Raw genomic sequence first — 21,992 nt, 5'->3', positions numbered from 1 at the left:
CAAAACGAAAGGTCAAGAGTCAAATCTTGGCCTTTTTTATTTGGGAAAGAATGGAATCGCAAAACTCTATCTTTTTAAGACGGGCTTTGGTCGGAACTACATCCACTTGTTAGAGATACAAATTTTCTAAATAAAAAACCAATTTCGTAAAATTCTCTCCTAAAACCAAACGGCAAAAACGATTTCAATAACCGTAGAAGGTATGGAAAACGTAAGAAATCTATATTCTTCACAGCATACTCGTCGTTTGGCGAAGAGTGAAGCGAGAAATTCACTTTCTTTTTCTAAAAGTAAACCCGGTCCTCAATGGAAAAGGCTCGCACCTTCCGATTTGTGGGTTCCAAAAAATCGAATTCAAAGTGTAGAGCGAAGGATTGCTAAATTCGGATCTTTAAAGAAGGCGTTGCATTTTCTATTAAAAGAAAATCGAAATCGAATGCATTCGTTATTCAAACATTCTCAGGGTGAAAAAACTATCTATCAAAGCACGAATCTCGAGTTGATACGTTTTTCTTTTCGACCTGATTCCGCAGATTGGGCCGAACTTAGAATCACAGCGCGTTATTACGGTGTTTCTATCTGCAACTTTTTTGTATTGTTGCTTACTTTGGATGAAAAGAAGAAGAAAAATCCAATTTCAGGATTTCAGAGCGCATTGAGAAATAGGGAAAGCCGAGCATTCGAAATTTTGTTGGTTCAGCAAATTTCTTCTTCAAGAGATTTACTCTCATTTTTGTTCCTCGTTGGTAAGAATACTTTTCAAATGATCGAAAGAGAGTCATCTGCATAAAATGACAAAGTTAGGAATTTCAGTGAATTTTCTTGTGGTCCGGACTTCCGACCCAAAAAGTTTTCAAAATCGCGCTGAGAAGATTGCTTTTTAGAAAAAACACTCCGAAATTCCCAAAAAAATCAGAATATTATAATATTCATAAGTAAAAAATAAAATCATATTCAAAAATTGAAAAAAACGCAAAATTTTTTTCAAAATTCGGTTCCGGGAGAACGATCATTGGAACCGAGATGGGTATGAACATCAAAAATTTAAAAAAACCCGTCAGGCATCTACGCCTGTTAAAGCCAAATCGTTCCGGAAGGAATCAAAGCAAACAAAAAAATCTTATGGCCCTGGATTCACAGAGAAACCTAAAAAAACTGGGTTCTCCGTCGGATCTAAATGTTCCAAAAGAATTAGTCCCTTATCTGGACAGAAGAATTCGAAGCGCGGGATCCATGAGATTGCTTTTGAACCAATGTATCTGTAATAGATCGGTTTTATTTCTGATCCAAAAGCAGAATGCAGGAGAAAAAATCTCCTATCAAAAACAAAAACTCGAACTACAACGTTATCCTTTTCGTCCGTTTGAAGACGACTGGGTTGAACTCAGAAGACTCGCGTTTCTTCACGGAGTTTCCATGTGTCGGATGTTCGTTAGATTGCTCGAAACGGATCTTTATCCGGAATCTAAATTTGCGGAAAATCTGGTTTTGGAAAAACTTCCGCCGGAGGTTGTCACGGAACCGAAATTATTCGAACAGACGGGAACCTAAGTTATAGCTTAGGTTCTTTAGGATCCATTTTCCGAAAGAATGAAATATTCTCAGATTATGAAAATACAATATTTGCGGGAACGTTCGATTCTCGGCAAGGGATCTAATTTTTAAAATTAGTCAAATATTTCTTGAAAATGAAGATTCTACCCTTACAGTGTTCGAATCTTAGAATTTAAGAAAATTTTGGAGTGTATAATGTTTAGAAATTTAAAAAGAATCAGCGTTTTAATTTTCTCCATAGGTTCCTTGTTTTTTTCCTCTTCCGTTTTTGCTTTAGGAACTTATTCGGAAGGTTGGGCCGTTGTTAAACTCGTTCAGTTTGAAAGTCGCGGGCTTATTTTCGATTCATACGAAGGCCTTATAGAATTTACTACATACGATAAATCCGAAAAATGCGATGCATCGAAAGACGAATGCTTTACTCCTCTCCGGGAAAAAGTTGAGTTTTCTGTTCGTCCCGAGAATGGAGAAGTCGTTAACTTTTTAAGCAACAATCTTAACCAAGAAATTTTAGTTCAATATCGGGTTCATAGAATTGAACCGATCGCGCTTTCTACCGATTTAGAGGTAATTACAGCGCAGAGACAGGTTTCGATTATTCCTAAAGACGCGGTGGATAAAATCATCGTGGATAAATCAGGATCCAAAAGAAATTTTTCCGTTTCGGGAAGAATTCTTACGTTAGAATATCAAGGAACCGCAATCGGAACCTATGAAGGTTTGTATTTAGATGAGGTTCGCGGTAAGGTTCACCCTTTTTCTGTGACCAAAGAAGAAGTTGCTAACTTTGCTTGGAATACGATGAAATTCAGTACGAAATATTTTATCGGAATCTCCGTTGCCTTTGCGACCGGTTGGAGAAAGTCTGATTACGATGTTTTCGAAATCAATTATAAGTCTCCGGCAGGTGGGGTTTATTCTTCTCCAGATACGAAGAAGTAAGGTTTTGATTTAAGTTTTTTCGAAGGGGACGGTTTACCGACCTCTTCGAAAAAATATAGATGTCGTTTAAAGCTTAGAAGGACGAGAGCAGTTCGTTTTAACCTTTTTCATCATCACGGGTCTTTTCCAAATCGATAAGGTCGGTTAACCACTCGGAAAAATTTCCAGCTCTATCTTTGATTCTCGCCTGCAATAAAAGTCGTTTCTTAAACTTTCCGAAGGATTTCGGAATCTTAACCAAAATCATTTTGCGATCAGATTCAAATTCATAAGGAAATAGCTCGCCATCCAAAAGAATCTCAGCACCACCAGCGTAGCCGGACCCGATATCGGATACGGAATACATTCTTTCTATAACGGAAGATGGTCGGACCTCCGGCGTAAAGCGATGACGGGAAATCAAAAAGGGATGGTCGATTCTTGGTTTAGAACGGTCTTCCAAAACTGCTATGATTCCGATCTTATTTAGAACTGCGCTGACTCCTCCTCCTTCCAAAGAAGTTTTTAGGATCACCCAGCGCTTGGTTCCCTCTTCGAGCAAATAGAGATTTTCCCCTTTTCCAAACCTTTTGTTTTTCCAAAGAAGTTTTGCCTCACCCGACCAACTGATTCCGGTAGATTCGACCTCAAAGAATTCGCTCTTTAAAATTAAACCTTCCGGCAAAGTGTTTTCGGGTGGAGTTCCGACCTTCTCGAAAAGAATATTTCCTCTACCAAAAGTATTTCCCTTGGGAGTTTTTAACAAAAAGCGTCCGTCTTTCGAAGAATATTCCGTTGCGACCGCTTTTTCGGAAAATCCTTTGGATCCCGAATTCAAAATTTTAATCTTCAAAGAAGAATGATTTTCTTCTTTGTCCCCGGCGATTATCTCAAGAGGGATCTCCTGGTTTTCAGGAAATTCCCTAAGGTCGATACTGGATTTTAAGGATGGGAATAAGTTATAAACATAAACGGGTGGATTGAGAGAAGACCGATTGGAATCGTAAATCGATTGATGATCTCTTGCTTCCGCGTAGCTCATCTTTTCGAACTTTCTTTCGTAAAGAATTCTTCCTTCGGATAAAAGTCTTGCGAAATAAAGATTGTTCTTGTTCCGAGAATTCATTCGATCGAATGCTCCCAGTTTGATTCTCACTTCTCCACCGACCTTAAGAGGTTCGGGATCGTTCAACTCGTAAATTCCATTCTCCTTTTTCTTTAGGGGAATGCGAAACTTTTGGCCGTCGGAAGAATCGACATAAAGAACTAACAATTCGGGCGGAGTTCCGTCCCGATCGCTCATCTTTAAATAGGCAAGTGGGTTGAAAGTGTCTCCATTTCCATGAAGTTCAAAATGTAAATGAGGAACGCCAGTTCCTGATTCTCCAATTCTTGCGATCGCTTGTCCTTGTTTTACGAAAAACTTGTGATCTAAAAATTTTACGGCGAAGATTCCGTCGTTGAGAAGGTGTAGGGCTTGTCTGAGATTCTCGAGTTCTTTTTTTGCGCCTTCTAAATTGAAAAGATGTGCGAACTTTGCTCTCAGTCCGGACGACGAACGAACCATCAAATTGAGTCCGTAACCGGTCGGAGATTCCGAGACGGATTCAACGACGCCGTCAAAAGGAGCGATGGCCGGAAGACCGTTCAGATGAAACGTCTTAAAGTCCGCGCCCATGTGAAGGTGGTGCGTTCTATATTCGGCGAAAGAACCAGAGATCGGAGTTTGAAACTCCATCGGAAACCGAAGCTTTCCCTGCAACTCGGGGAATAATAGTAATTCTGGTCGGTCCTCCGCCCCCAATCCCTGAAAAGTCAAGATTAACACAAGAACGTAAGTCGAAAGCGCGGAGAATCTTTTCATCTTCCGAAAAAACTGGACTGAAAATCGAAATTTGTAAAGTCGAAAAGCATCCCGAAAAAACTCCTTGCGCGGAGGTCCGACCAAGAAAGATCCTTCTAAGTATGTTCCTGGCCCGACTGGCGATTTTCCTAATAGTCATACTAACTACTTTCAACTGCGCCTATTTCACAAGAGAACCTAGAAATCCACCGAAGATCGACGGAGTTCCGATACCGGACGATCAAAGAAGATTGTATGTGCAGAACTTCCGAAACAATTCCTACGGAATGGGAGTGCAAACCCTCCTGACGGAACTCGTTCGATCCGAAATCGATTCGAGAGGAAGATTCATTCAAACCAGAGAAAAGTCCATCGCGGCTTATCGACTCTACGGAGAAATCGTTCACTATCAACTTGTCGGAAATCTTCTCGATCAAGGAGGACAATCCATTTCGAGAGAAATGTTGATCATAGTCCGACTTGAATTGCAGAAGGCGGGCGGACAGAAAATAACCTTGGAAAGGGAAGAAATTCCGGTTAGAATTATCTTCTCCGATCAAGTCGGATTTAGAGAGAGTGAGAGCCAGGCTCAAGCTCGTCTCTTGAAAATAATGGCGATTCGAATCGCCGAGGAGATGGAAAGAGCTTGGTATTTTTCTATTGCCGGGAAGATCGATCCCTGATAATCTTGACCCGCCCCTTGAGTAATCTCTTATGAATCGAGAAAAACAAGAAGCCATTCTAAACAAAACGGAACCTGCGGTCCGCATGGAAATGCAGACTTTTTCGGAATACCTTCAGAAAGAAGGTCTGAAAATCACGAACCAGAGAATGCTGGTTGCGGAAAGAATTTTTTCTCTCCACAATCACTTCACTGCAGAAGGACTTTTGGAAGAATTCAAGGATCAAAGAGATCAAATCTCAAAGGCGACGATCTATAGAATTCTTTCGATTATGGTTTCTGCCGGTTTGTTGCAGGAACACAACTTCGGAAAAGATTACAAATATTACGAGCACATCATCGGACACAAACATCACGATCATATCATCTGCACAGTCTGCGGAAAGATCGTAGAATTTGTGGATGAAAGAATCGAACAACTTCAAGAACAAGCCGCAAAAGACAACGGTTTCAAAATTACAGGACATAGCTTAAACATCTATGGAACCTGCAACGAGCATTCTGCCGGTAGATGATTTTTCAGACAACTTCGGAAGATTCTCGGACAAGAGCTAGAACCGGAATTCTCGAACTCAACGGTGTAAAACTGGAGACTCCGGTTTTTATGCCGGTCGGGACAAGGGGGGTCGTAAAGACTCTCTCGATGGACGACCTTGAAGAACTTGAGTATTCTTTAATATTAGGGAATACGTATCATCTCTATCTCCGACCGGGAACTTCCGTGCTCGATAGTTTTGGAGGACTCAAAAAATTCTCCACATGGAAAAAAGCTCTTCTCACGGATAGCGGCGGTTATCAGGTATTCAGTCTCAATTCTCTTTTTAAATACGAACAAGACGGCGTTCGTTTTCAATCGCATATAGACGGAAGTCGGCACTATTTTACGCCCAGCTCGGTCATAGACATTCAAAGAAGTATACGTTCCGACATCATGATGGTGTTAGACGATTGTGCTCCTTTCGATTCGAGCCCGGAAAGACTCAGACAATCTCTCGATCGAACGCATCGATGGGCGGAAATGTCGGTGGAATATTGGGAGAAGAATAAGAATTCTCAACATCTTTTTGGAATATTTCAAGGCGGCATTGATCTTGATTCTCGTTTGGAGAGCTTGAAAGCGATCGCATCACTTCCGTTTGACGGAATTGCAATCGGAGGGCTTTCGGTCGGTGAACCTCGCAAGGACTTCATTCGAATCTTGGACGGTATTTCGACCCACACGGATCGTACTCGACCACTTTACTTGATGGGAGTGGGAACCGTTCCAGACATTTTGGACGGAGTGAAGAACGGAGTGGACATGTTCGATTGTGTACTTCCGACCAGAAACGCAAGAAACGGTCAAGTTTTCACATCACTTGGAAAAATTAATTTGAGAAATGAGAAGTGGAAGAATTCCGACGCGCCGATGGACCCGAATTGCGGGTGCAAAGTGTGTAAGAGATACAGCATCGGGTACATCCGACACTTACATCACGTTGGAGAGATCACTGCATTCTCACTTTCGACGTATCATAATTTATATTTTATGAAAAGTTTCATCGCTGAGATACAAAAGTCCATTCAAGCAGGAGAATTTTTAGAAACCTATGCCAGATGGAAAAATTTGTATGAAAAGCCTGAATTTTCCGGTTGACTATTTACAGAATCGCCTTTCCTTTAGTAGAGCTGGCCGGAAAGAGACAGAAAGGAGTTGCTGATTATTTATGGAAATAACCAGAAGAGAAAGCGGGAACATTGTGATTCTGGACATAAACGGAGAGATCGATCTCTACAATGCCCCAGAGATTAAAGATGTAATCGCTAAACTCATCGAGGAACAAAAATACTATACCATTATCAATCTGGAAAAAGTTTCCTACATTGACTCGTCTGGTATTGGTGCACTGATCTCCAGCCTTTCCAACCTGAAGAAGTATCAGGGCGGACTTAAAATTATCAACGTCTCCGGCTCTGTAAGAAAGGTATTTGAGCTTACCAAGCTGACTTCCTTTTTTGAGATTTTTGATAATGAGGCAGAAGCAGTATCTGCCTTTAAGTAAGATCGGATTATAATTTTATCCTACCTTTTCTGAACCTGGTGCCGCAATGAAATCAACACAAAGAAAAATATTTTCTTCATTTATAATCTTACTCGCAGGGTTTCTCATTTCCTGTGGGGCTGAACTTCCAATTCAGGAGTTGAGCGACGCGAAAAACTCCATTACAAGAGCCAAGGCCGCGGGCGCAGAAAAATACGCTCCCGGAGAATTGGAAGAAGCTCGTAAAAGTTTATTAACCGCGCACCAAAAAGCTTCGGAAGAAGATCTCGGGGAAACTAAAAAGTCGGCGGAATACGCAAGAGCGAAGGCTCTTGACGCGTCGGAAAAATCGTTTCCATCTTCCGTAGACGATGCTCGTAAAGAATCCACAACCGCAATCGATTCGGCGGACGAAGCTTACGCTTCTCAACTGGCTTCCGAACCATACAACGCTTCGGTTCAACTTCGCAAAGAAGGGGATACCCTTCGTGAAACCGCTGACAGAACTCTGGAATCTTATCCAAGAGAATCCGGGGATGACGCAAAACTCAGAACAAGACTTGCGGCATTCGATCAGTATGAAGCTTCTCGTCAGAAATATGCGGATTCCAAAAAAGCCGCGGACGAATCTAAAGTATTAGCACTTTCTCAAAAACAACAATTGATCGATTCTCTCGCTGATATCGAAAAGAATCTGAACGACGCGGATAAGTATGCGGAAGGTAAAGATCCTGAAGTCGCTGAAACGAAAAGTCGTTTAGATGGAGCGAAATATAAAATCGAAGAAGGAAAGATCAAAGAGGGTTACGCGGAAATCGACGATATTCGTAAGAAATCCGGCGAACTTGTCGCAAAAAATATCAAGGCCTACGCTGAGAAACAAAAGGAACTTGCGAAACAAAGCGTAGCAAGTGCGACCACAAAACTTGCATCTTTTGATAAGAATAAAGTCAACGCTTCCAGAGATTTCCAAGTTTCTTACCAAAGAGCGGAAGAGAATCTGAAGGCCGCTGAAGAATCCAGAGTGTCCGCGGAAGATTTGTATTCTTCCGAGAAATACGAAGATTCTATCTCTCGCTCCGAAGAAGCGATCCGTCTTTCGAGAATCGTAGTGGATCAGTCCACCGAACTTGCCGAGAGAATGGAAAGAAAAACAACCGGCGATAAAGTTGCGGGACGCGACACAAAAACCGGCGACGACAAAAAGAATAATACTAAGAATCAAAACACAACTGAAGGAAAAAATTCTTCCACAAAAATGGGAGAAGACGGCTTGCCGGAAGGTTGGAAACGTTATGTGGTTCGTAAGAAAGTTCCTGCGGATTGTCTCTGGAGAATTTCCAAAGACAAAAGACATTACGGAACTGCGAAGCTTTGGAGAAGAATCTACGAAGCGAACCGCGGTAAAATTAAGAATCCGAACCTGATTTTCCCAAAACAAGTTCTCTTGATTCCGCCCAAAAAAGGCCCGACTAAGTTTGATAAGAACCAGGTTCCAAGTAAGAAAAAGCCGACTGCGGAAGAAGTAGAAGCAATCGAGCAAAATCAAAAACCTGCGGCTCCTGAAGAATCAGAGTCCGGAGCGCCGGATAATAAGAAGAAACCGGAAGAAACTACGACTGCACCTCCGGCTGACGATCAGTCCGACGCGGCGGGTGGCGAAGAAGCTCCTGAAGAAGAAAACGGAGAAGAGGAAAATCCGGAAAATCTTCAGTAGTAGAAAAGCTCAGAGTTTTGAGAAAAGAGGCTTGGTAGAAATACCGGGCCTTTTTTGTTTTTGGAGATGTGGCTGGAGTAACGACCACGTTCTCGGTAATTCGTTCGAATCTTGAGAATCCGGCGAATCAAAAATCGTTTTCGTCTAACTTTCAAAGTATTCGGTTAAGATCTTGAACAAAAATAAATCGAACTGAACTGTAAGAAGCAACGACCGCCGCGTATTTTAAAAATCAGCTTTGAAATTCACTTGATTGTGGCTTTCGCATTGTAAAACTTTCTTTAGCAGTCAAATGAAACGCGCTTATACTCATCCGATTTCTTCCCTAAGCTATCAAGATTATGAAACCCTGGTAAAACTTGCCTGGGAAGAAGATTGTCCCGACGAAGACATCACATCCGTTTCTCTTTTTTCCCCCGACCAAAAAGCGACCGCGAGTTTGAACGCAAGAGAACCCGGCGTTCTTTGTGGAACAGGAGTATTAGAAGTTTTGAATACTCTTTGTGGAAACGGAATTCGGTCGGAACTTTTTAAAAAGGATGGGGAGAATTTTCAAAAAGGAGATACCCTTTTGAAAATTCACGGAAGCCTCGTTCATATACTTAGAATCGAAAGAATTCTTCTTAATTTTTTACAATATCTTTCCGGTATCTCCACTCGAACCGGAGAAGTCGTTCAAAAATACGGACAAAAAGGTCTGATGATTTTGGACACACGCAAAACTCTTCCCGGTTATCGCAAGCTCGCAAAGTATGCGGTTTACTGCGGAGGCGGAAGCAATCACAGACTCAATCTTTCCGAGATGGCAATGATCAAAGACAATCATCTCGCGATGTATTCTTCCTCGCACGAACCGGTTGGAAAAATCAAAGCACGGTTTCCCGGCAGACTGGTCGAAGTCGAAATCGATGGACTGTCACAGCTCGAAGACGTGATCGGTTCCGGCGCCGAAGTGATTCTTCTTGATAATTTTTCATTGGAAGATACAAAGCTGGCGTATTCCATTCTCAAGCAAAAGGCGCCTAACGTGCAGATTGAATTTTCGGGAGGAATTACTCCGGAAAAACTCGAAGCGTTTTCCGAGTTTTCGGGGGCGGGTGTGAGCATGGGTTATTTGACGCACACGACCCGTTTTCTGGATCTCGGTCTGGACATAGAGCAACACTGAGATGGGATTCGTGAAGGCCCCTGCAACCAAAGATATGCTCCTCGAAGGAGTTCGTGAAACCCTCGGAGATCACGCATACGATTTCGTTCATAAGGCGTATGACGTATCAGAACAAGCGCATCAGGGACAATTTCGTTTATCAGGAGAACCTTATATAGTTCATCCTCTTCAGGTCGGATTCATTCTTTACGAACTCGGTTTGGACGAGAAGGTGATCTGCGCGGGACTTCTGCACGACGTAATCGAAGATACCGAATATTCCCGAGACGATATGATCCGCGACTTCGGCGAAGACATTACCGATCTTGTGGAAGGTGTCACTAAAATTTCCAAGATCAAAAGTCAGTCCAAGGAAACCGAAGCGGCGGAGAATATCCGCAAGATCATCGTTGCGACGATCAAAGATATCCGAGTCATTCTCATCAAACTCGCGGATAAGACGCATAACATGCGGACTCTTTCCTTTCAGCCTCCCGAAAAACAAAGAAGAATCGCGCAGGAAACCCTTTCCTTATACGCGCCGATCGCGGGTAGATTAGGGATTTATAAAATTAAATCCGAACTCGAAGACCTCGCGTTTCAGATTTTAAACCCGGAAGAATACCAGGACGTTAAGAAGAACATCAATTCCAAGAAGTCGGAAAGAGAAGGTTTTATCGAAACCTTGAAGATCATTCTTCTACAAAGACTTTCCGAAATTCAGATCGAAGCGGACGTGGACGGAAGGGCGAAACATTTTTATTCCATCTATCGCAAGATGAAACTCAAAGAGAAAACCTTCAACGAAATCTTCGATCTCAGAGCGATTCGCATCATCGCGAACGAGGTGAAGGATTGTTACGGTGTATTAGGAATCGTGCATACTCTTTGGAATCCGGTTCCCGGTCGTTTTAAGGATTATATCGCCACTCCGAAGACGAACATGTATCAATCTCTTCATACGACTGTGATCGGTCCGGACGGAAAACCTCTCGAGGTTCAGATTCGCACTCGTGAAATGAACGATATCGCCGAATACGGAATCGCCGCGCACTGGATGTATAAGGAAAGTAAACCTTCTCCATCCGGAAAGAGCGTCAAAGTAAAGTGGCTCGAGCTTCTCAGCTCATGGCAGGATTCCGCTCTCGATCCGAAAGAATTCGTCGAAGAACTCAAATACGATCTTCACGAAGACGAAGTTTTCGTTTTCACTCCGAAAGGAGAAATTCTCCAGTTACCGAAGGGTGCGACCATTCTCGACTTCGCGTTTCGAATTCATACCGATGTCGGTTTAAAAGCAAAGGGCGGAAGAATCAACGGTAGAATGCTACCTCTCCGAACCGAAATTAGATCCGGAGATCAGATCGAAATCATCACCGATAAAAGAACAAAACCTTCTCCGATTTGGTTGCGGATCGTTAGAACTCCTTCCGCAAGACAAAAACTGCGGGCCTATTTTAGAAGACTTCGAGAAGAAACCAAAAAGGATCTTCAACAAGAAGCCGAGTTTGCGGCGGAAATTACGCTTAACGCGGAAGTTTTAGAAGAGCTTAAGAAAAAACCTTCCTCAAAACCCGCGAAACAAATCGACTTGGATGCGGGTAAGGTCATCGTCGCGGGACTTCGCGGAATTCCCGTAAGACTTTCCGGCTGTTGTTCTCCTCTTCCCGGCGACGAGATCATCGGATTTGTCACTCGGGGAAGAGGCGTGAGCATTCATAAAAAAGGATGTGCAACCGCAAAACAACAAGAGCAGGAAGAATCCATGCGGGTCATCACCGTCGAATGGGATTACGGTCAGAGCGAATCAATTCCAGTGATGATCGAAGTGAAGTCGAAGGATCGACAAGGTATCTTTATGGAAATTGTGAAGTCGATTTCCAACACACAAACCAATATCCGGGAGTCCAAGGCGAGTACGGATCAAAGAGGAAACTTGGTGGCGAGTTTCGAAGTGGACGTGGAACATTTGGATCAGCTCAAGGAAATTTTGAGCAATCTCAAACAGATTCCGGACGTATATCAAGCGCATAGAATTAAGAATTAAACGAGGTAGTTACTTGAAAAAAATATTATATTCCGTTTTTTGCATTCTTTTTGTCCTTTCTTGTTTTCTAGTTTCCAACTGCGGAGACAAGGAGGAACCCGAAACTTCCGTGGTTGTGGAGACTCTTCCTTGGAACGGAAGTCCGGATTCGATTCCGGTCGCTCTTCGAGGACACAACCCGATCGCTTCTCTTGAAGCGAAAAAAGGCGGAACCTTTCGTATCTACAGTCATCAGTTTCCGAAATCCTTGAACTATTATTTGGATCAGTTTTCGACGACGGCCCATATCTTCGGTCTGATGTTCGAACCACTTTTGGATTATCATCCTCTCACTCTCGAACCGATTCCGCATCTCGCTTCTTCTTGGAGAATTTCTCCGGATAAAAAGAAATTCGTTTTTACGATCGATCCCAACGCGGTTTGGTCGGATGGAAAACCGATCACCGCACACGACGTCTTGTTCACTTACGAAACCTTGATGGATAAAAACAACAATACGGCCGTTTTTAGAATCGATCTTTCCCGTTTTGAAAAGCCGGTTGTATTGAGCGAAAGAGAAATCGAATTCACTCAAAAGGAAATTCACTGGTCGAACTTCAACACGATCGCAAACTCGCTCTACATTCTTCCCGCGCATCATTATCAAGGCAGAAATTTCGATAAGGAGAATTTCGATTTTCCCGTCGTTTCCGGTCCTTACTCCATGCTCTCGGCTAAAAAAGGCCGTTATGTGAAGATGCGCAGAAGAGGGGATTATTGGATGCGTGCGTATCCTTTTTACAAGGGTGTGGATAACTTCGATACGATTCTTTTTAAGGTGTATAACGAGGAGCCGATCGCATTTCAAGCATTCAAAAAAGGTGATATAGATATTTATCCTACTTACACGGCTTCTTTTTGGGTCAAGGATGCGGTGGGAGAAAAATTCGAAGAGAACTACATTCTCAAACAAAAAATCTATAACTCGAAGCCGATCGGTTTTCAGGGTCTTGTTTTTAACATGAGAAGGGAGATCTTTTCCGATGTGAAAGTGCGTAAGGCGTTCGCACATCTTGTGGATCGAAAACTTCTCATCGAAAAACTCGCATATAACGAATACGAAGAAACGAACGCATTCTACCAAGATCTTTGGAACGGTTCTTCACCGAATCCTCCGATCGATTTCGACGTAAAGAAGGCAAGGGAACTTCTTGCACAAGCGGGTTGGAAAACGAACGCGAAAGGAATCTTGGAAAAAGACGGAAAAGAATTTCGGTTTAGCATTTTGGAACGCGATAAGAAATCCGAAAAATATCTGACGTTGATTCAGGAACGGGCCAAAGAAGTCGGCATCATCATCAATCTGGAAGCGACGGATCTTGCCGAGTGGAGTTCTCGTATGGATAAATACGACTTCGATATGACCTGGGCCGCTTGGGGCGGGGGAATTTTCAAGGATCCGGAAGCGATGTGGTATTCCAAATACGCGGAAGAAAAAGGTCAGCCGAATCTTTCCGGTTTTAAAAACGCGGAAGTGGACAAACTCGTAGAACAACAAAGAACGGAGTTTAACGTTCCGAAACGAAACGAAATTCTGAGAAAGATCGATAAGATTCTGACAGCGGAAGTTCCTTACGTTCTTCTTTGGAACACGAGCGCGACTCGGATCATGTATTGGAATCGTTTTAAGGCTCCTAAAAATCCGCTCGGTAAATACGGGAGTGAAAAGGAAGCTTCTTCCCTTTGGTGGTTGGATGAGACTCAATCCTTAAAACTGAACGAAGTCGTTTTGAAAAAAGAAAAACTTCCGTCCGTGCCGGAGAAAGTTTACTTTCAGTAATATTCAAAATTATGAATAAACGGAATCGACTCGGAGAATTAGGCGGCGTCATTCGTGATTTTCTTAGTTCTCCTAAGATTCCGAACTTTATCGAGCTTCTGGAAAAGGGGCTTGATAAGGAACTTTTTTACGATCCCGAAAAAACCAAACCCGAAATTCCGATCGAGGATCTCCCTGTCGATTATCGTCTGCGCGAGTCCGGTTTTGTTCGAAAAACTTACGAAAGATTCTTCCCAGTTTCTCATCTGTTTCGCATAACGCATCGTTACGATCGGGAATATCTCGACAACTTCATGCCTCTTTCCTCGGAAAAATACATTGGAAGAGGTTCTTATAAATTTGTTTACGCTCTTCCTTGGAATCAGGTCGTAAAGATCGGCAAGTCCAAACTTCCTTCCGATCCGATCTTCGGCTCCTTATACAAACACGTGAATAAGAATCTGGATCGATATTTGAAATCGGAAGAGATTCAACTGATGGATTTTTTGAAGTCCAAAACTTGGACGAGATCGGCGAAGGAAGACATTCATTTTAAGTTTTCGCGTTTGGGTTTGGAAAGGCTTCATTATTGGAAGTTGAAGTCTTTGATTCCCGATCTTGTTCTTCCGACACGCTACTTCATGGGTCTTCGAGCGAGAAGAACCCCGTTCGGGAGTTCCATTCTTACCTTAACTCCCTGCGACAACCAAAACCTTCTTCCTGGAAAACATTTAAAAGAATTCATCCGACTGAACGAAAAGATCCGACAAAACCCTTTGCAGGACGCATTCTTCCCAAAATGGAAGTTGAGTTTTGACACGCATAAATTCGGGGTGATCAGCCGTTCCAAGTTGAAAAAAATCGCTCTGGATTTTCATCGCGTGATCGAGGTGACCAAACATCTGGCTCAAGAGGAAAAACTCATTTTCGACATTCATTCCGAAAATATCATCATCACGTTTCCGGACTTTTCTTTGAAGATTTTCGATTATCACGTTTTCGACGAACATCTTTACGAGCCGAGTAAGGAGAATCCATCTCCGGAGATCGATCATATCAACACGATTCGGGAATTCGTCCGCTCCTTCGAACTCGGGTAAAAGAGGTCGGTAGACCGTCCATTTTTCTTTTTACAGAAAGACCTTCCGTGGAAGAGTGGATTAGGACTTCATTCCCAAGGAACCCCTGCGCCATGATCGATCGTTATTCCAATCCTGAAATTTCCAAAATCTGGGAATTAGAGAACAAATTCGAAATTTGGAAAGAAATAGAAATTCTTGCCTGCGAAATCCGAATGAAACGCGGAGAAGTTCCGGCCGAGGATTTTCAAGAGATCAAATCGAAAGCTAAGTTCAAGGTGGATGAGATTCTCGAAATCGAAAGCAAGGTCCATCACGACGTGATCGCGTTTTTGACGAACATGAATTCCTACATCGGACCCGCAGGAAGACACGTTCACTACGGACTTACGTCATCCGACATCGGAGACACGGCGCTCTGCGTTCAAATGGTTCAGGCAATGGATCTGATCCTTAAAAAAACGGACGCGCTCATCGTAGCGGTTCGCGAAAAGGCGATCCAATACAGAGACCTACCTTGTATCGGAAGATCCCACGGAATCCACGCAGAGCCGATGACGCTCGGTCTCAAGTTCGCATTATTTTTTGAAGAATTAAACCGAAATAGAAAAAGAATGGCAGACGCTCGCGAAGAGATCGCCGTCGGAAAACTTTCGGGCGCCGTCGGAACCTATTCCAACATCGATCCGGAAATCGAAGCTTACGTGTGCGAGAAGATGGGGCTTAGAGTGGACCCGATCGCGACTCAAGTAGTATCGAGAGATCGCCACGCATTTTATCTTTCCGTTCTCGGGGTCACCGCTTCTTCCTTGGATAGAATGGCGACGGAGATCCGACTTCTGCAAAAGACGGAAGGAAGAGAAGTGGAAGAACCGTTCTCGGCCGGACAAAAAGGATCTTCCGCTATGCCTCATAAAAGAAACCCGGTAATCTGCGAAAGAATCTCCGGTCTTTCCAGAGTGATTCGCGCCAACGTAAACGTCGGGTTGCAGGACGTCGCGCTTTGGCACGAAAGAGATATCTCACATTCTTCCGCGGAAAGGGTTGTACTTCCGGATTCGACGATCGGACTCGAATATATATTGGATAAGATGTTGTTCGTGATTAAGAATATTCACGTATATCCGGACGCGATCGAAAGGACGTTAGGCGTCACACGAGGTCTGATCTTTTCTCAAAAGGTTCTTCTCGCTTTGATCGAAAAAGGAAAAATCGTAAGAGAAGACGCATATCTGATCGTTCAAGAACACGCGATGGCGGTATGGGCGAATCAATCCGAAACTCTCAAAACAAGACTGGAAAAAGACGAAAGGGTCAACAAGGTTCTTACACAAAAGGACCTGGACGATATATTCAAAATAGAACCGTATCTTGAAAAAGTGGGACTGATCTACAAACGACTGGGCCTCGAATAGATGCGGATCGGAATTTTCGGTTTAGGTTATACCGGAATCCGGATCTCCGAAACGTTAAGATCCCGAGAAAACGTAGAGCTGAAAACGTTTTCTTCCAATACGAGCGTTGCAGGAACTGAAATATTCGATTTTTCGAATGTGGAATCCTTAAAGAAGTTCGGGGAAGAATATTCACAGAACTTCTTCGATCTTTGTATCGTAACGTTTCCGATTCAAAAACTTTCCGATCCGAATTCGTTTATCAATTTGGCGTTTTCGGTCGGAAAGAACTCGATACTTCTCGGAACCACGAGTATTTACCAAAGGGTTTCCGATATCGTCGAAACGACTCCTCTTCAGGAAGACCACGATCGGTTTGCTGTCGAAAAAGAATGGCTTCAAAGAGGAGGTAAAATTCTCAGATTGTCCGGAATCTACGGACCTTTGAGAAACCCCGCGGATTGGGCGAGAAAGGGACTCGTAAAAAAAAGTTCGAGACAACTCAATTTGATTCACGGAGACGATATCGCTCGAACGATTTCTTTACTGATCCAAAAGATCGAACAAGATGGTTTCGACACGATTCCAAACGTGCTCAATCTTTCGGACAATCAATGGCATACTTGGAAAGAAATATTTTCCTATTTGGAAGAACACGAAAAAATTTCCAAAACGGAGATAGAAGAATCCAAGAAAGAAGACTGTTTTATCGACAGCGAACGGATTCGAAACCTGCTTCCTGATTTACAAACAAAAGACTTTTGGGCAGAGTTGGAAAATCTGGAAGGAATCAGTGATTAGCGAAATTACGAATATTCTCCATTTCTTTTCCATCGGCGGACTCGTTTCGCTTTTCATTTTTTTTATAGCGCGTTATTGGTATGATATTCGAGGAAGAATCGCGGTATGTTTTATACTGACCATTCTTGCTTACCTGATCTTAAACTTGGACGTGGACGTAAAAATTCCGTTTATCGCCCGCAACGTTCTTTTTTTATGCCTCTTGGCTCTTCCGTTTTTTTATTGGCTGATCACCTTAGCGGCGTTTGACGATCATTTCGAAATCAAAACTTGGTTTTGGTTTTTATTGGCCGGCAAGTTGATCATCTCTGCGGTTGTCACTTATCCCGAACTCGGACAAATTTCGCTTCGTGGTCCGGTGGAATCGGAAAGAATTCTTTCCCAAATTTTATTACCATCCATCTTCTCGCTCGGTTTTGTTTTGACCGCGATCGTACAAACGTATATCGGAAGAACGGACGATCTCGTCGAATCCAGAAGAACACTCAGACAAATTCACATTCTCATTTCCGGAACTGTGATTGCGCTTAACATTTTTTCGCACCTATTTTTACGCGGAAAAGAATTATCCGAAATACTGGATCTGATCAACGGAATTCTGGCTTGGGGACTGATCCTTGCGTTTCACTTTCTGATGTTCGAGTTGAAGGAAGGTCTGATTCAAAAAAGGGAAGGTGCGGTCGAAGAGGAGAAAACTCCTCCGGTCGATCCGGTTCTTCAGAAAAAGCTCATAGACGCTTTTGAAAAGGAGAAGATGTATCGTTCGGAAGGTCTTACGATTCGAAGCCTCGCGGAAGAACTTCAGGTGCACGAATACAAACTCAGAAGGTTGATCAACGGCAATCTGGGTTTCCGAAATTTTAACGATTTTTTAAACCGATATAGAATTCAGGAAGCCTGCGAAATTTTATTGAATTCCGACAAGGACGAGATCCCCGTGATTCGAATCGCGATGGACTTGGGGTATCAATCCCTCGGACCTTTCAACCGTGCTTTTAAGGAACTTACATCCTATACGCCGACAGAGTACAGAAAAAATCGCGTGGAACCGAAAATTAACCTGAACGATTTTGAAAAGAGCAAGCTTAAATGAGGGTTTCGGTCCATAATCAAAATCGATAAGGGGAGAATGGAAATGGAAGAATTGCTTTCTAAGGTCGGTTACTCCGGCTTTTTCGGAATCGTCTGGGGAACCCTGTTGTTACGTTATCTGCTCTTTGCCGGAACCGCGTTCCTGATCGTTTGGATTCTCCTCGGTAAAAAACTTTCCCACAAACTGATTCAGGGTAAAAAACCGGAAAGGGAAAAAATTCTACACGAAGTCAAATACTCGCTGATTACGTTTGTGATCTTCGCGCTTTCGGGAATATTCACGGCTTGGTCTCAAGTAAACGGATACAATTTGATTTATGACAACGTTTCCGATTACGGGATCGGTTATCTGATCTTCAGCGTCTTCGCGTTGATCCTTCTTCACGACACGTATTTTTATTGGACACATCGGATGATGCACCACAAACTTCTGTTTAAAAGTTTCCATTTGGTCCATCACAAGTCCACCAATCCTTCTCCTTGGGCCGCGTTTTCCTTTCATCCCCTGGAGGCGATCGTGGAATCCGGAATCATTCCGCTCGCTTCGGTGATTCTTCCCTTACATCAGGGAGCGATGATCGTATTCTTTATTTATATGACTTCGCTTAACGTTTTGGGTCATCTTTCCTACGAACTTTTTCCTTCCTGGTTTTTGAGAAGCAAGTTCACGAATTGGCATAACACGACCACACATCACAACATGCATCATAAGTATTTCAACTGCAACTATTCCCTCTATTTCAATTTTTGGGATAAGGTTATGGGAACGAATCACGAGAAATATAGGGAAACTTTCGAGGAGATCGCTTCGAGAACATCGGACAGTTCCGGATCTACATTAGAAAAGTTGAATTCGGAAAAAACGGTCGCGGCTTAAACGATCATTTTTGAATCGTAGGAGGAAGGGAAACGGTCGTCGTAAAACCTTCCGCGTTCGTGGATTCCTGCAAGGTTCCTTTTAATTGATGTGTAAGCAATTGTACGAGTTCGGTTCCTAAGGAATCCTTTTTCGGTTGAGAATTCGGAAACTTCCCCGGACCGTTATCGGTCACTTCGAGACGCGAATAATTCTTTTCGTCCAGTTTAAAACTTACGCTGAGTTTTTTCAAACCTCTAATTTTGGGGAAGGCGTGTTTCATCGAGTTCGTGATGAGTTCGTTGAGTATTAAACCGAGAGGGATCAGGATCGATTGGTTGAGAACGATCGAATCGCAATAGATATCGATCTGAAGTTCCTGGTCGTCGTATCCGAAAAAACGCATCAGATTCGAGATCAATTTTCGGATATAATCGGGTAGAAAGGTCTGGCTCTCCACACTTTTTGAATATAAGGTTTCGTGAATCATCGCCATCGAGGCGATTCGATTTTGGCTGTCTTCCAATACCTTCTTCGCGTTCGGATCTTGGGAATACTCGGATTGTAAACCGATGAGACTTGATAAAACCTGCATATAGTTTTTCACTCTATGGTGGATTTCCCGAAGTAGAAGTTCCTTTTCACGGAGAGAATTGCTGATCAATTCTTCCGCTTGTTTCGGAAGGGAGTAGTCTATGATCACACCTTCCAAACCCTGAAGTGTTCCGTCCGCCCCGAAAACGCCGATCCCTTGTTCGAAACACCACTGAATGCTTCCGTCCTTCTTTCGGATTCTATACGTGATTTGATACGGAGCCCGGGATTCCACGGAAGAGGAAACCCCCGTTGCCACCTCTTCCTGATCTTCTTCCAGGATTATATCACCGAAATCTAATATTTTTTTATCCACAAAATCCGACGACGTATATCCGGTGAGTTGAAGACAACCTTCGCTGATGTATTCCATCGTCCAATGAGGCGGATCGTTTTTACAACGATATACGATTCCCGATATATTGCTGATGATCGTCGAAATCTGTCTTTCGCTTTCCCTGAGTTTTTCCTCGACGATTTTGAGAGACGTTATATCTACGATCATCGCGAGCGCGCCGTCGTAATTTCCCTGATCGTCGTAGAGCGGGTTGGCGGATGCGATCGCGTATTTCTGTTCGCCTTTTGCGTTTACGAAATTGTATTCCGAAATTTCGGTGATTCCCTTTTTTCTCGCTTCCAAACGATCGGCCACCGCCTTTCTTCGTTCCGGTTCTACGATATCCAGGATGTTTCGGCCGACCATCTTGTCCGGATCGACTCCGTATAACTCTCCGATTTTGTGATTGGCAAAGGTGGTGTTTCCCTCCCGATCCAAAATCCAAATTCCTTCCTGGGAAGTGTCGATGATTTTTTTATATAAGGAATCGAGTCTGATCTCTGCTTCGCGGGACCATTCGAAGTATATGATCAAAATTGAAATAGCACTCGTTAGACGAAACAGACCCCCGAGTAAAAAACCGAACACCGCAAGTTCGGGGACCGGTCTCAAAAGCGGATAGTCGATGATATGAATTCCCCAAAGAACGAAGTTCCAACCTCCGATTAAGGTTCCCTTATAATGAGTCGAAGGGAGTTTGAGAAGAATCAAACCGGAATAGATATGGGCCCCGCCGACGATGATATAAATCGGAGCCGAGGCAAGGTCCGAACCTGGGAAATAAATTTCTTCCAGAACCGTCCAAAAAATTCCGATCGGAAAAATCCAATAGATCGTTTTTGGAAATGCTTTCTTGGCGAATAGAAAGGTTCCCATGAGTAAAAAGAACGCGCGTGTCACGTCCGAAGAATGGATGAGAACGGAAATCCACGCGTTTTCTTCGACAGCCGCTCGGAATAAATTTCCCGAAAGGAAAACCAATTGGAAAAACCAGGAAAGAAACCAGAAGAGAAGGAACTTATGTTTTTCCGTCCAGTAGAGAAACAAATAGACTAGGTTTAGAATGATGACCGTCGTTAATGCGAAAAGAATGGAAGGGATAATCCAAGACGGTTGCATGTTACTTGAGAACAAGGTCATTTTTAACCATCCTTCCGGATTCCGGCAATCTATTTTCCGAGAATCAACATAGAATATTCAAAATCCTGCATTTAGTTTTAACGCTTTAAACCGAACTGAAAAAGGAACCGGAGAATGAAAGATAGGATCTTATTTCTTAAGACGCTGATTTTTACAAGGAATCGCCTTTTTTTCGCACCCGGATTCGGTTCGAGAGGGCGCTAAGAATGCGATTTCATAATCTCGAACACCTCTTGACACATTTGTTTCATTTTAAATCAATGAAAAGAGGAAACGGAAGAATCGTTTGTTCCTTTGCGTTTTGTTTTGAATTTCAGATTTTGATTGATTAGGAAAAATGTATGTTACTCAGATTGGTCGCTTTTTGTCTTTTGATCGAGATCGGATCGGTGTCTTGTAAATCGAAGGAAGAAGACAAGTTGAGCGGAGCCGAGTTTGCGGCCTTAGTCGGTCTTCTCGGAAGTTACGGACAAACCAATCAGGACGCGGATACTGCCTGGGGAATCGTCGCCACCGCGGGAAAATTCAGAACCGATATGATTCTTACCTACGGCGCGGCACAAAACACAACCGATACGTGTCCGGGCGGCGGTCAGGTTACGATCACCGGAAGTTTTACGAAACCTTCTACCGATACCCTCGTAAATCTACAGTATCAATTTCAAAGTTGTAGGATTTTATTGGACGCGAACGTTCCGAGTTTTGTTCGGAGCGGTCTTACGTTGACTTCGGATTATACGATTACGGGAACGATGACCGAGTCCGGCTCCTACAATTCCTCGACGACGAGCCTCAATTATAGCGCTACGAATCTTACCGTAACCGGTTCTCAGACGAACACGGGGTACGCGTTGGGTAGCCCTGCGACGATTTCAAACTCAAACTGCGAGATCACGATCCGCAGACCCACAAAGGGTCTAAACGGAACGATCTGCACAAGAAGTTTTGCATATTAGAATAAAACGATAT

19 protein-coding genes are annotated in these 21,992 nt (G+C 43.2%); 17 read left to right on the top strand and 2 right to left on the bottom strand.

Annotated features, from left to right (window positions below):
• Nucleotides 1-202 precede the first annotated feature (202 nt).
• From CH367_RS20230 to lsa26, 3 genes are all read left to right on the top strand, one after another.
• Nucleotides 203-790: a DUF1564 family protein gene (locus CH367_RS20230; RefSeq protein WP_100764313.1), complete on the top strand. Its 588-nt coding sequence runs from the start codon at nucleotides 203-205 to the stop codon at nucleotides 788-790.
• 239 nt (nucleotides 791-1,029) lie between these two features.
• Nucleotides 1,030-1,551, top strand: coding sequence for a DUF1564 family protein (locus CH367_RS20225; protein WP_100764312.1), 522 nt, complete (start codon nucleotides 1,030-1,032; stop codon nucleotides 1,549-1,551).
• Nucleotides 1,552-1,749: 198 nt separating this feature from the next.
• Nucleotides 1,750-2,496: a surface adhesion protein Lsa26 gene (gene lsa26 / locus CH367_RS20220; RefSeq protein ID WP_100764311.1), complete on the top strand. Its 747-nt coding sequence runs from the start codon at nucleotides 1,750-1,752 to the stop codon at nucleotides 2,494-2,496.
• Between the two features lie 97 nt (nucleotides 2,497-2,593).
• Here lsa26 and CH367_RS20215 read toward each other — a convergent pair whose 3' ends face one another.
• Entirely contained in the window at nucleotides 2,594-4,423 is a 1,830-nt protein-coding gene (locus tag CH367_RS20215) for a M23 family metallopeptidase (RefSeq protein WP_208862019.1), read from the bottom strand.
• A 17-nt stretch (nucleotides 4,424-4,440) separates the two neighbouring features.
• Here CH367_RS20215 and lptE point away from each other — a divergent pair, with 17 nt between their 5' ends.
• The 13 genes from lptE (at nucleotide 4,441) to CH367_RS20150 (ending at nucleotide 18,973) form a co-directional block, all read left to right on the top strand.
• The gene (gene lptE / locus CH367_RS20210; RefSeq protein ID WP_100764309.1) at nucleotides 4,441-5,001 is read left to right on the top strand and encodes an LPS assembly lipoprotein LptE; all 561 of its coding nucleotides are present in this window, start codon (nucleotides 4,441-4,443) and stop codon (nucleotides 4,999-5,001) included.
• 31 nt (nucleotides 5,002-5,032) lie between these two features.
• Nucleotides 5,033-5,515 (top strand): Fur family transcriptional regulator, encoded by a 483-nt coding sequence (locus tag CH367_RS20205; RefSeq protein WP_017809903.1) that lies wholly within the window; start codon nucleotides 5,033-5,035, stop codon nucleotides 5,513-5,515.
• Entirely contained in the window at nucleotides 5,512-6,636 is a 1,125-nt protein-coding gene (gene tgt / locus CH367_RS20200; protein WP_100764308.1) for a tRNA guanosine(34) transglycosylase Tgt, read from the top strand. Before CH367_RS20205 ends, tgt begins: the two co-directional genes overlap by 4 nt.
• A 70-nt stretch (nucleotides 6,637-6,706) precedes the next feature.
• Complete coding sequence (locus CH367_RS20195) at nucleotides 6,707-7,042, top strand: STAS domain-containing protein (protein ID WP_002745051.1); 336 nt, start codon at nucleotides 6,707-6,709, stop codon at nucleotides 7,040-7,042.
• 46 nt (nucleotides 7,043-7,088) lie between these two features.
• On the top strand, nucleotides 7,089-8,738 hold the full coding sequence (locus CH367_RS20190; protein WP_100764307.1) for a lipoprotein LipL71: 1,650 nt from the start codon (nucleotides 7,089-7,091) through the stop codon (nucleotides 8,736-8,738).
• A 253-nt stretch (nucleotides 8,739-8,991) separates the two neighbouring features.
• On the top strand, nucleotides 8,992-9,906 hold the full coding sequence (gene nadC / locus CH367_RS20185) for a carboxylating nicotinate-nucleotide diphosphorylase (RefSeq protein ID WP_100764306.1): 915 nt from the start codon (nucleotides 8,992-8,994) through the stop codon (nucleotides 9,904-9,906).
• 1 nt (nucleotide 9,907) lies between these two features.
• A complete protein-coding gene (locus CH367_RS20180) occupies nucleotides 9,908-11,932 on the top strand; it encodes a RelA/SpoT family protein (protein ID WP_100764305.1) in 2,025 nt (674 codons plus the stop codon).
• 13 nt (nucleotides 11,933-11,945) lie between these two features.
• Nucleotides 11,946-13,751, top strand: a complete 1,806-nt coding sequence (locus tag CH367_RS20175) for an extracellular solute-binding protein (protein ID WP_100764304.1) — start codon at nucleotides 11,946-11,948, stop codon at nucleotides 13,749-13,751.
• Nucleotides 13,752-13,762: 11 nt separating this feature from the next.
• Nucleotides 13,763-14,830 carry a hypothetical protein gene (locus CH367_RS20170; protein ID WP_100764303.1) on the top strand — a complete coding sequence of 356 codons (1,068 nt, stop codon included), beginning with the start codon at nucleotides 13,763-13,765 and terminating at the stop codon, nucleotides 14,828-14,830.
• 92 nt (nucleotides 14,831-14,922) lie between these two features.
• Nucleotides 14,923-16,224 carry an adenylosuccinate lyase gene (purB, locus tag CH367_RS20165; protein ID WP_100764302.1) on the top strand — a complete coding sequence of 434 codons (1,302 nt, stop codon included), beginning with the start codon at nucleotides 14,923-14,925 and terminating at the stop codon, nucleotides 16,222-16,224.
• A complete protein-coding gene (locus tag CH367_RS20160) occupies nucleotides 16,225-17,004 on the top strand; it encodes a Rossmann-fold NAD(P)-binding domain-containing protein (RefSeq protein ID WP_100764301.1) in 780 nt (259 codons plus the stop codon).
• Nucleotides 16,997-18,097: an AraC family transcriptional regulator gene (locus CH367_RS20155; protein ID WP_100764300.1), complete on the top strand. Its 1,101-nt coding sequence runs from the start codon at nucleotides 16,997-16,999 to the stop codon at nucleotides 18,095-18,097. The genes CH367_RS20160 and CH367_RS20155 overlap by 8 nt, the downstream gene beginning before the upstream one ends.
• Nucleotides 18,098-18,139: 42 nt before the next feature.
• The gene (locus tag CH367_RS20150; RefSeq protein WP_100764320.1) at nucleotides 18,140-18,973 is read left to right on the top strand and encodes a sterol desaturase family protein; all 834 of its coding nucleotides are present in this window, start codon (nucleotides 18,140-18,142) and stop codon (nucleotides 18,971-18,973) included.
• 4 nt (nucleotides 18,974-18,977) lie between these two features.
• Here the strand turns inward: CH367_RS20150 and CH367_RS20145 are convergent, their stop codons facing one another.
• Nucleotides 18,978-21,023 (bottom strand): sensor histidine kinase, encoded by a 2,046-nt coding sequence (locus CH367_RS20145; RefSeq protein WP_100764299.1) that lies wholly within the window; start codon nucleotides 21,021-21,023, stop codon nucleotides 18,978-18,980.
• Between the two features lie 341 nt (nucleotides 21,024-21,364).
• On the opposite strand from CH367_RS20145, the gene CH367_RS20140 reads away from it, so the two are divergent.
• A complete protein-coding gene (locus CH367_RS20140) occupies nucleotides 21,365-21,979 on the top strand; it encodes a hypothetical protein (protein ID WP_100764298.1) in 615 nt (204 codons plus the stop codon).
• Nucleotides 21,980-21,992: the final 13 nt, after the last annotated feature.

It is taken from the genome of Leptospira barantonii (genome assembly GCF_002811925.1).
Lineage (GTDB): Bacteria > Spirochaetota > Leptospiria > Leptospirales > Leptospiraceae > Leptospira > Leptospira barantonii.
This window is presented reverse-complemented; position numbering and strand designations above follow the sequence as displayed.

What these genes read in the sequence shown, in the direction of transcription:
- CH367_RS20190 (WP_100764307.1), top strand. Translation starts at nt 7,089, where the DNA reads ATGAAATCAACACAAAGAAAAATATTTTCTTCATTTATAATCTTACTC.
- tgt (WP_100764308.1), top strand. Translation starts at nt 5,512, where the DNA reads ATGATTTTTCAGACAACTTCGGAAGATTCTCGGACAAGAGCTAGAACC.
- CH367_RS20150 (WP_100764320.1), top strand. Translation starts at nt 18,140, where the DNA reads ATGGAAGAATTGCTTTCTAAGGTCGGTTACTCCGGCTTTTTCGGAATC.
- CH367_RS20140 (WP_100764298.1), top strand. Translation starts at nt 21,365, where the DNA reads ATGTTACTCAGATTGGTCGCTTTTTGTCTTTTGATCGAGATCGGATCG.
- lsa26 (WP_100764311.1), top strand. Translation starts at nt 1,750, where the DNA reads ATGTTTAGAAATTTAAAAAGAATCAGCGTTTTAATTTTCTCCATAGGT.
- purB (WP_100764302.1), top strand. Translation starts at nt 14,923, where the DNA reads ATGATCGATCGTTATTCCAATCCTGAAATTTCCAAAATCTGGGAATTA.
- CH367_RS20195 (WP_002745051.1), top strand. Translation starts at nt 6,707, where the DNA reads ATGGAAATAACCAGAAGAGAAAGCGGGAACATTGTGATTCTGGACATA.
- CH367_RS20180 (WP_100764305.1), top strand. Translation starts at nt 9,908, where the DNA reads ATGGGATTCGTGAAGGCCCCTGCAACCAAAGATATGCTCCTCGAAGGA.
- CH367_RS20230 (WP_100764313.1), top strand. Translation starts at nt 203, where the DNA reads ATGGAAAACGTAAGAAATCTATATTCTTCACAGCATACTCGTCGTTTG.
- CH367_RS20170 (WP_100764303.1), top strand. Translation starts at nt 13,763, where the DNA reads ATGAATAAACGGAATCGACTCGGAGAATTAGGCGGCGTCATTCGTGAT.
- CH367_RS20205 (WP_017809903.1), top strand. Translation starts at nt 5,033, where the DNA reads ATGAATCGAGAAAAACAAGAAGCCATTCTAAACAAAACGGAACCTGCG.
- lptE (WP_100764309.1), top strand. Translation starts at nt 4,441, where the DNA reads ATGTTCCTGGCCCGACTGGCGATTTTCCTAATAGTCATACTAACTACT.
- CH367_RS20145 (WP_100764299.1), bottom strand. Translation starts at nt 21,023, where the DNA reads ATGACCTTGTTCTCAAGTAACATGCAACCGTCTTGGATTATCCCTTCC.
- CH367_RS20160 (WP_100764301.1), top strand. Translation starts at nt 16,225, where the DNA reads ATGCGGATCGGAATTTTCGGTTTAGGTTATACCGGAATCCGGATCTCC.
- CH367_RS20225 (WP_100764312.1), top strand. Translation starts at nt 1,030, where the DNA reads ATGAACATCAAAAATTTAAAAAAACCCGTCAGGCATCTACGCCTGTTA.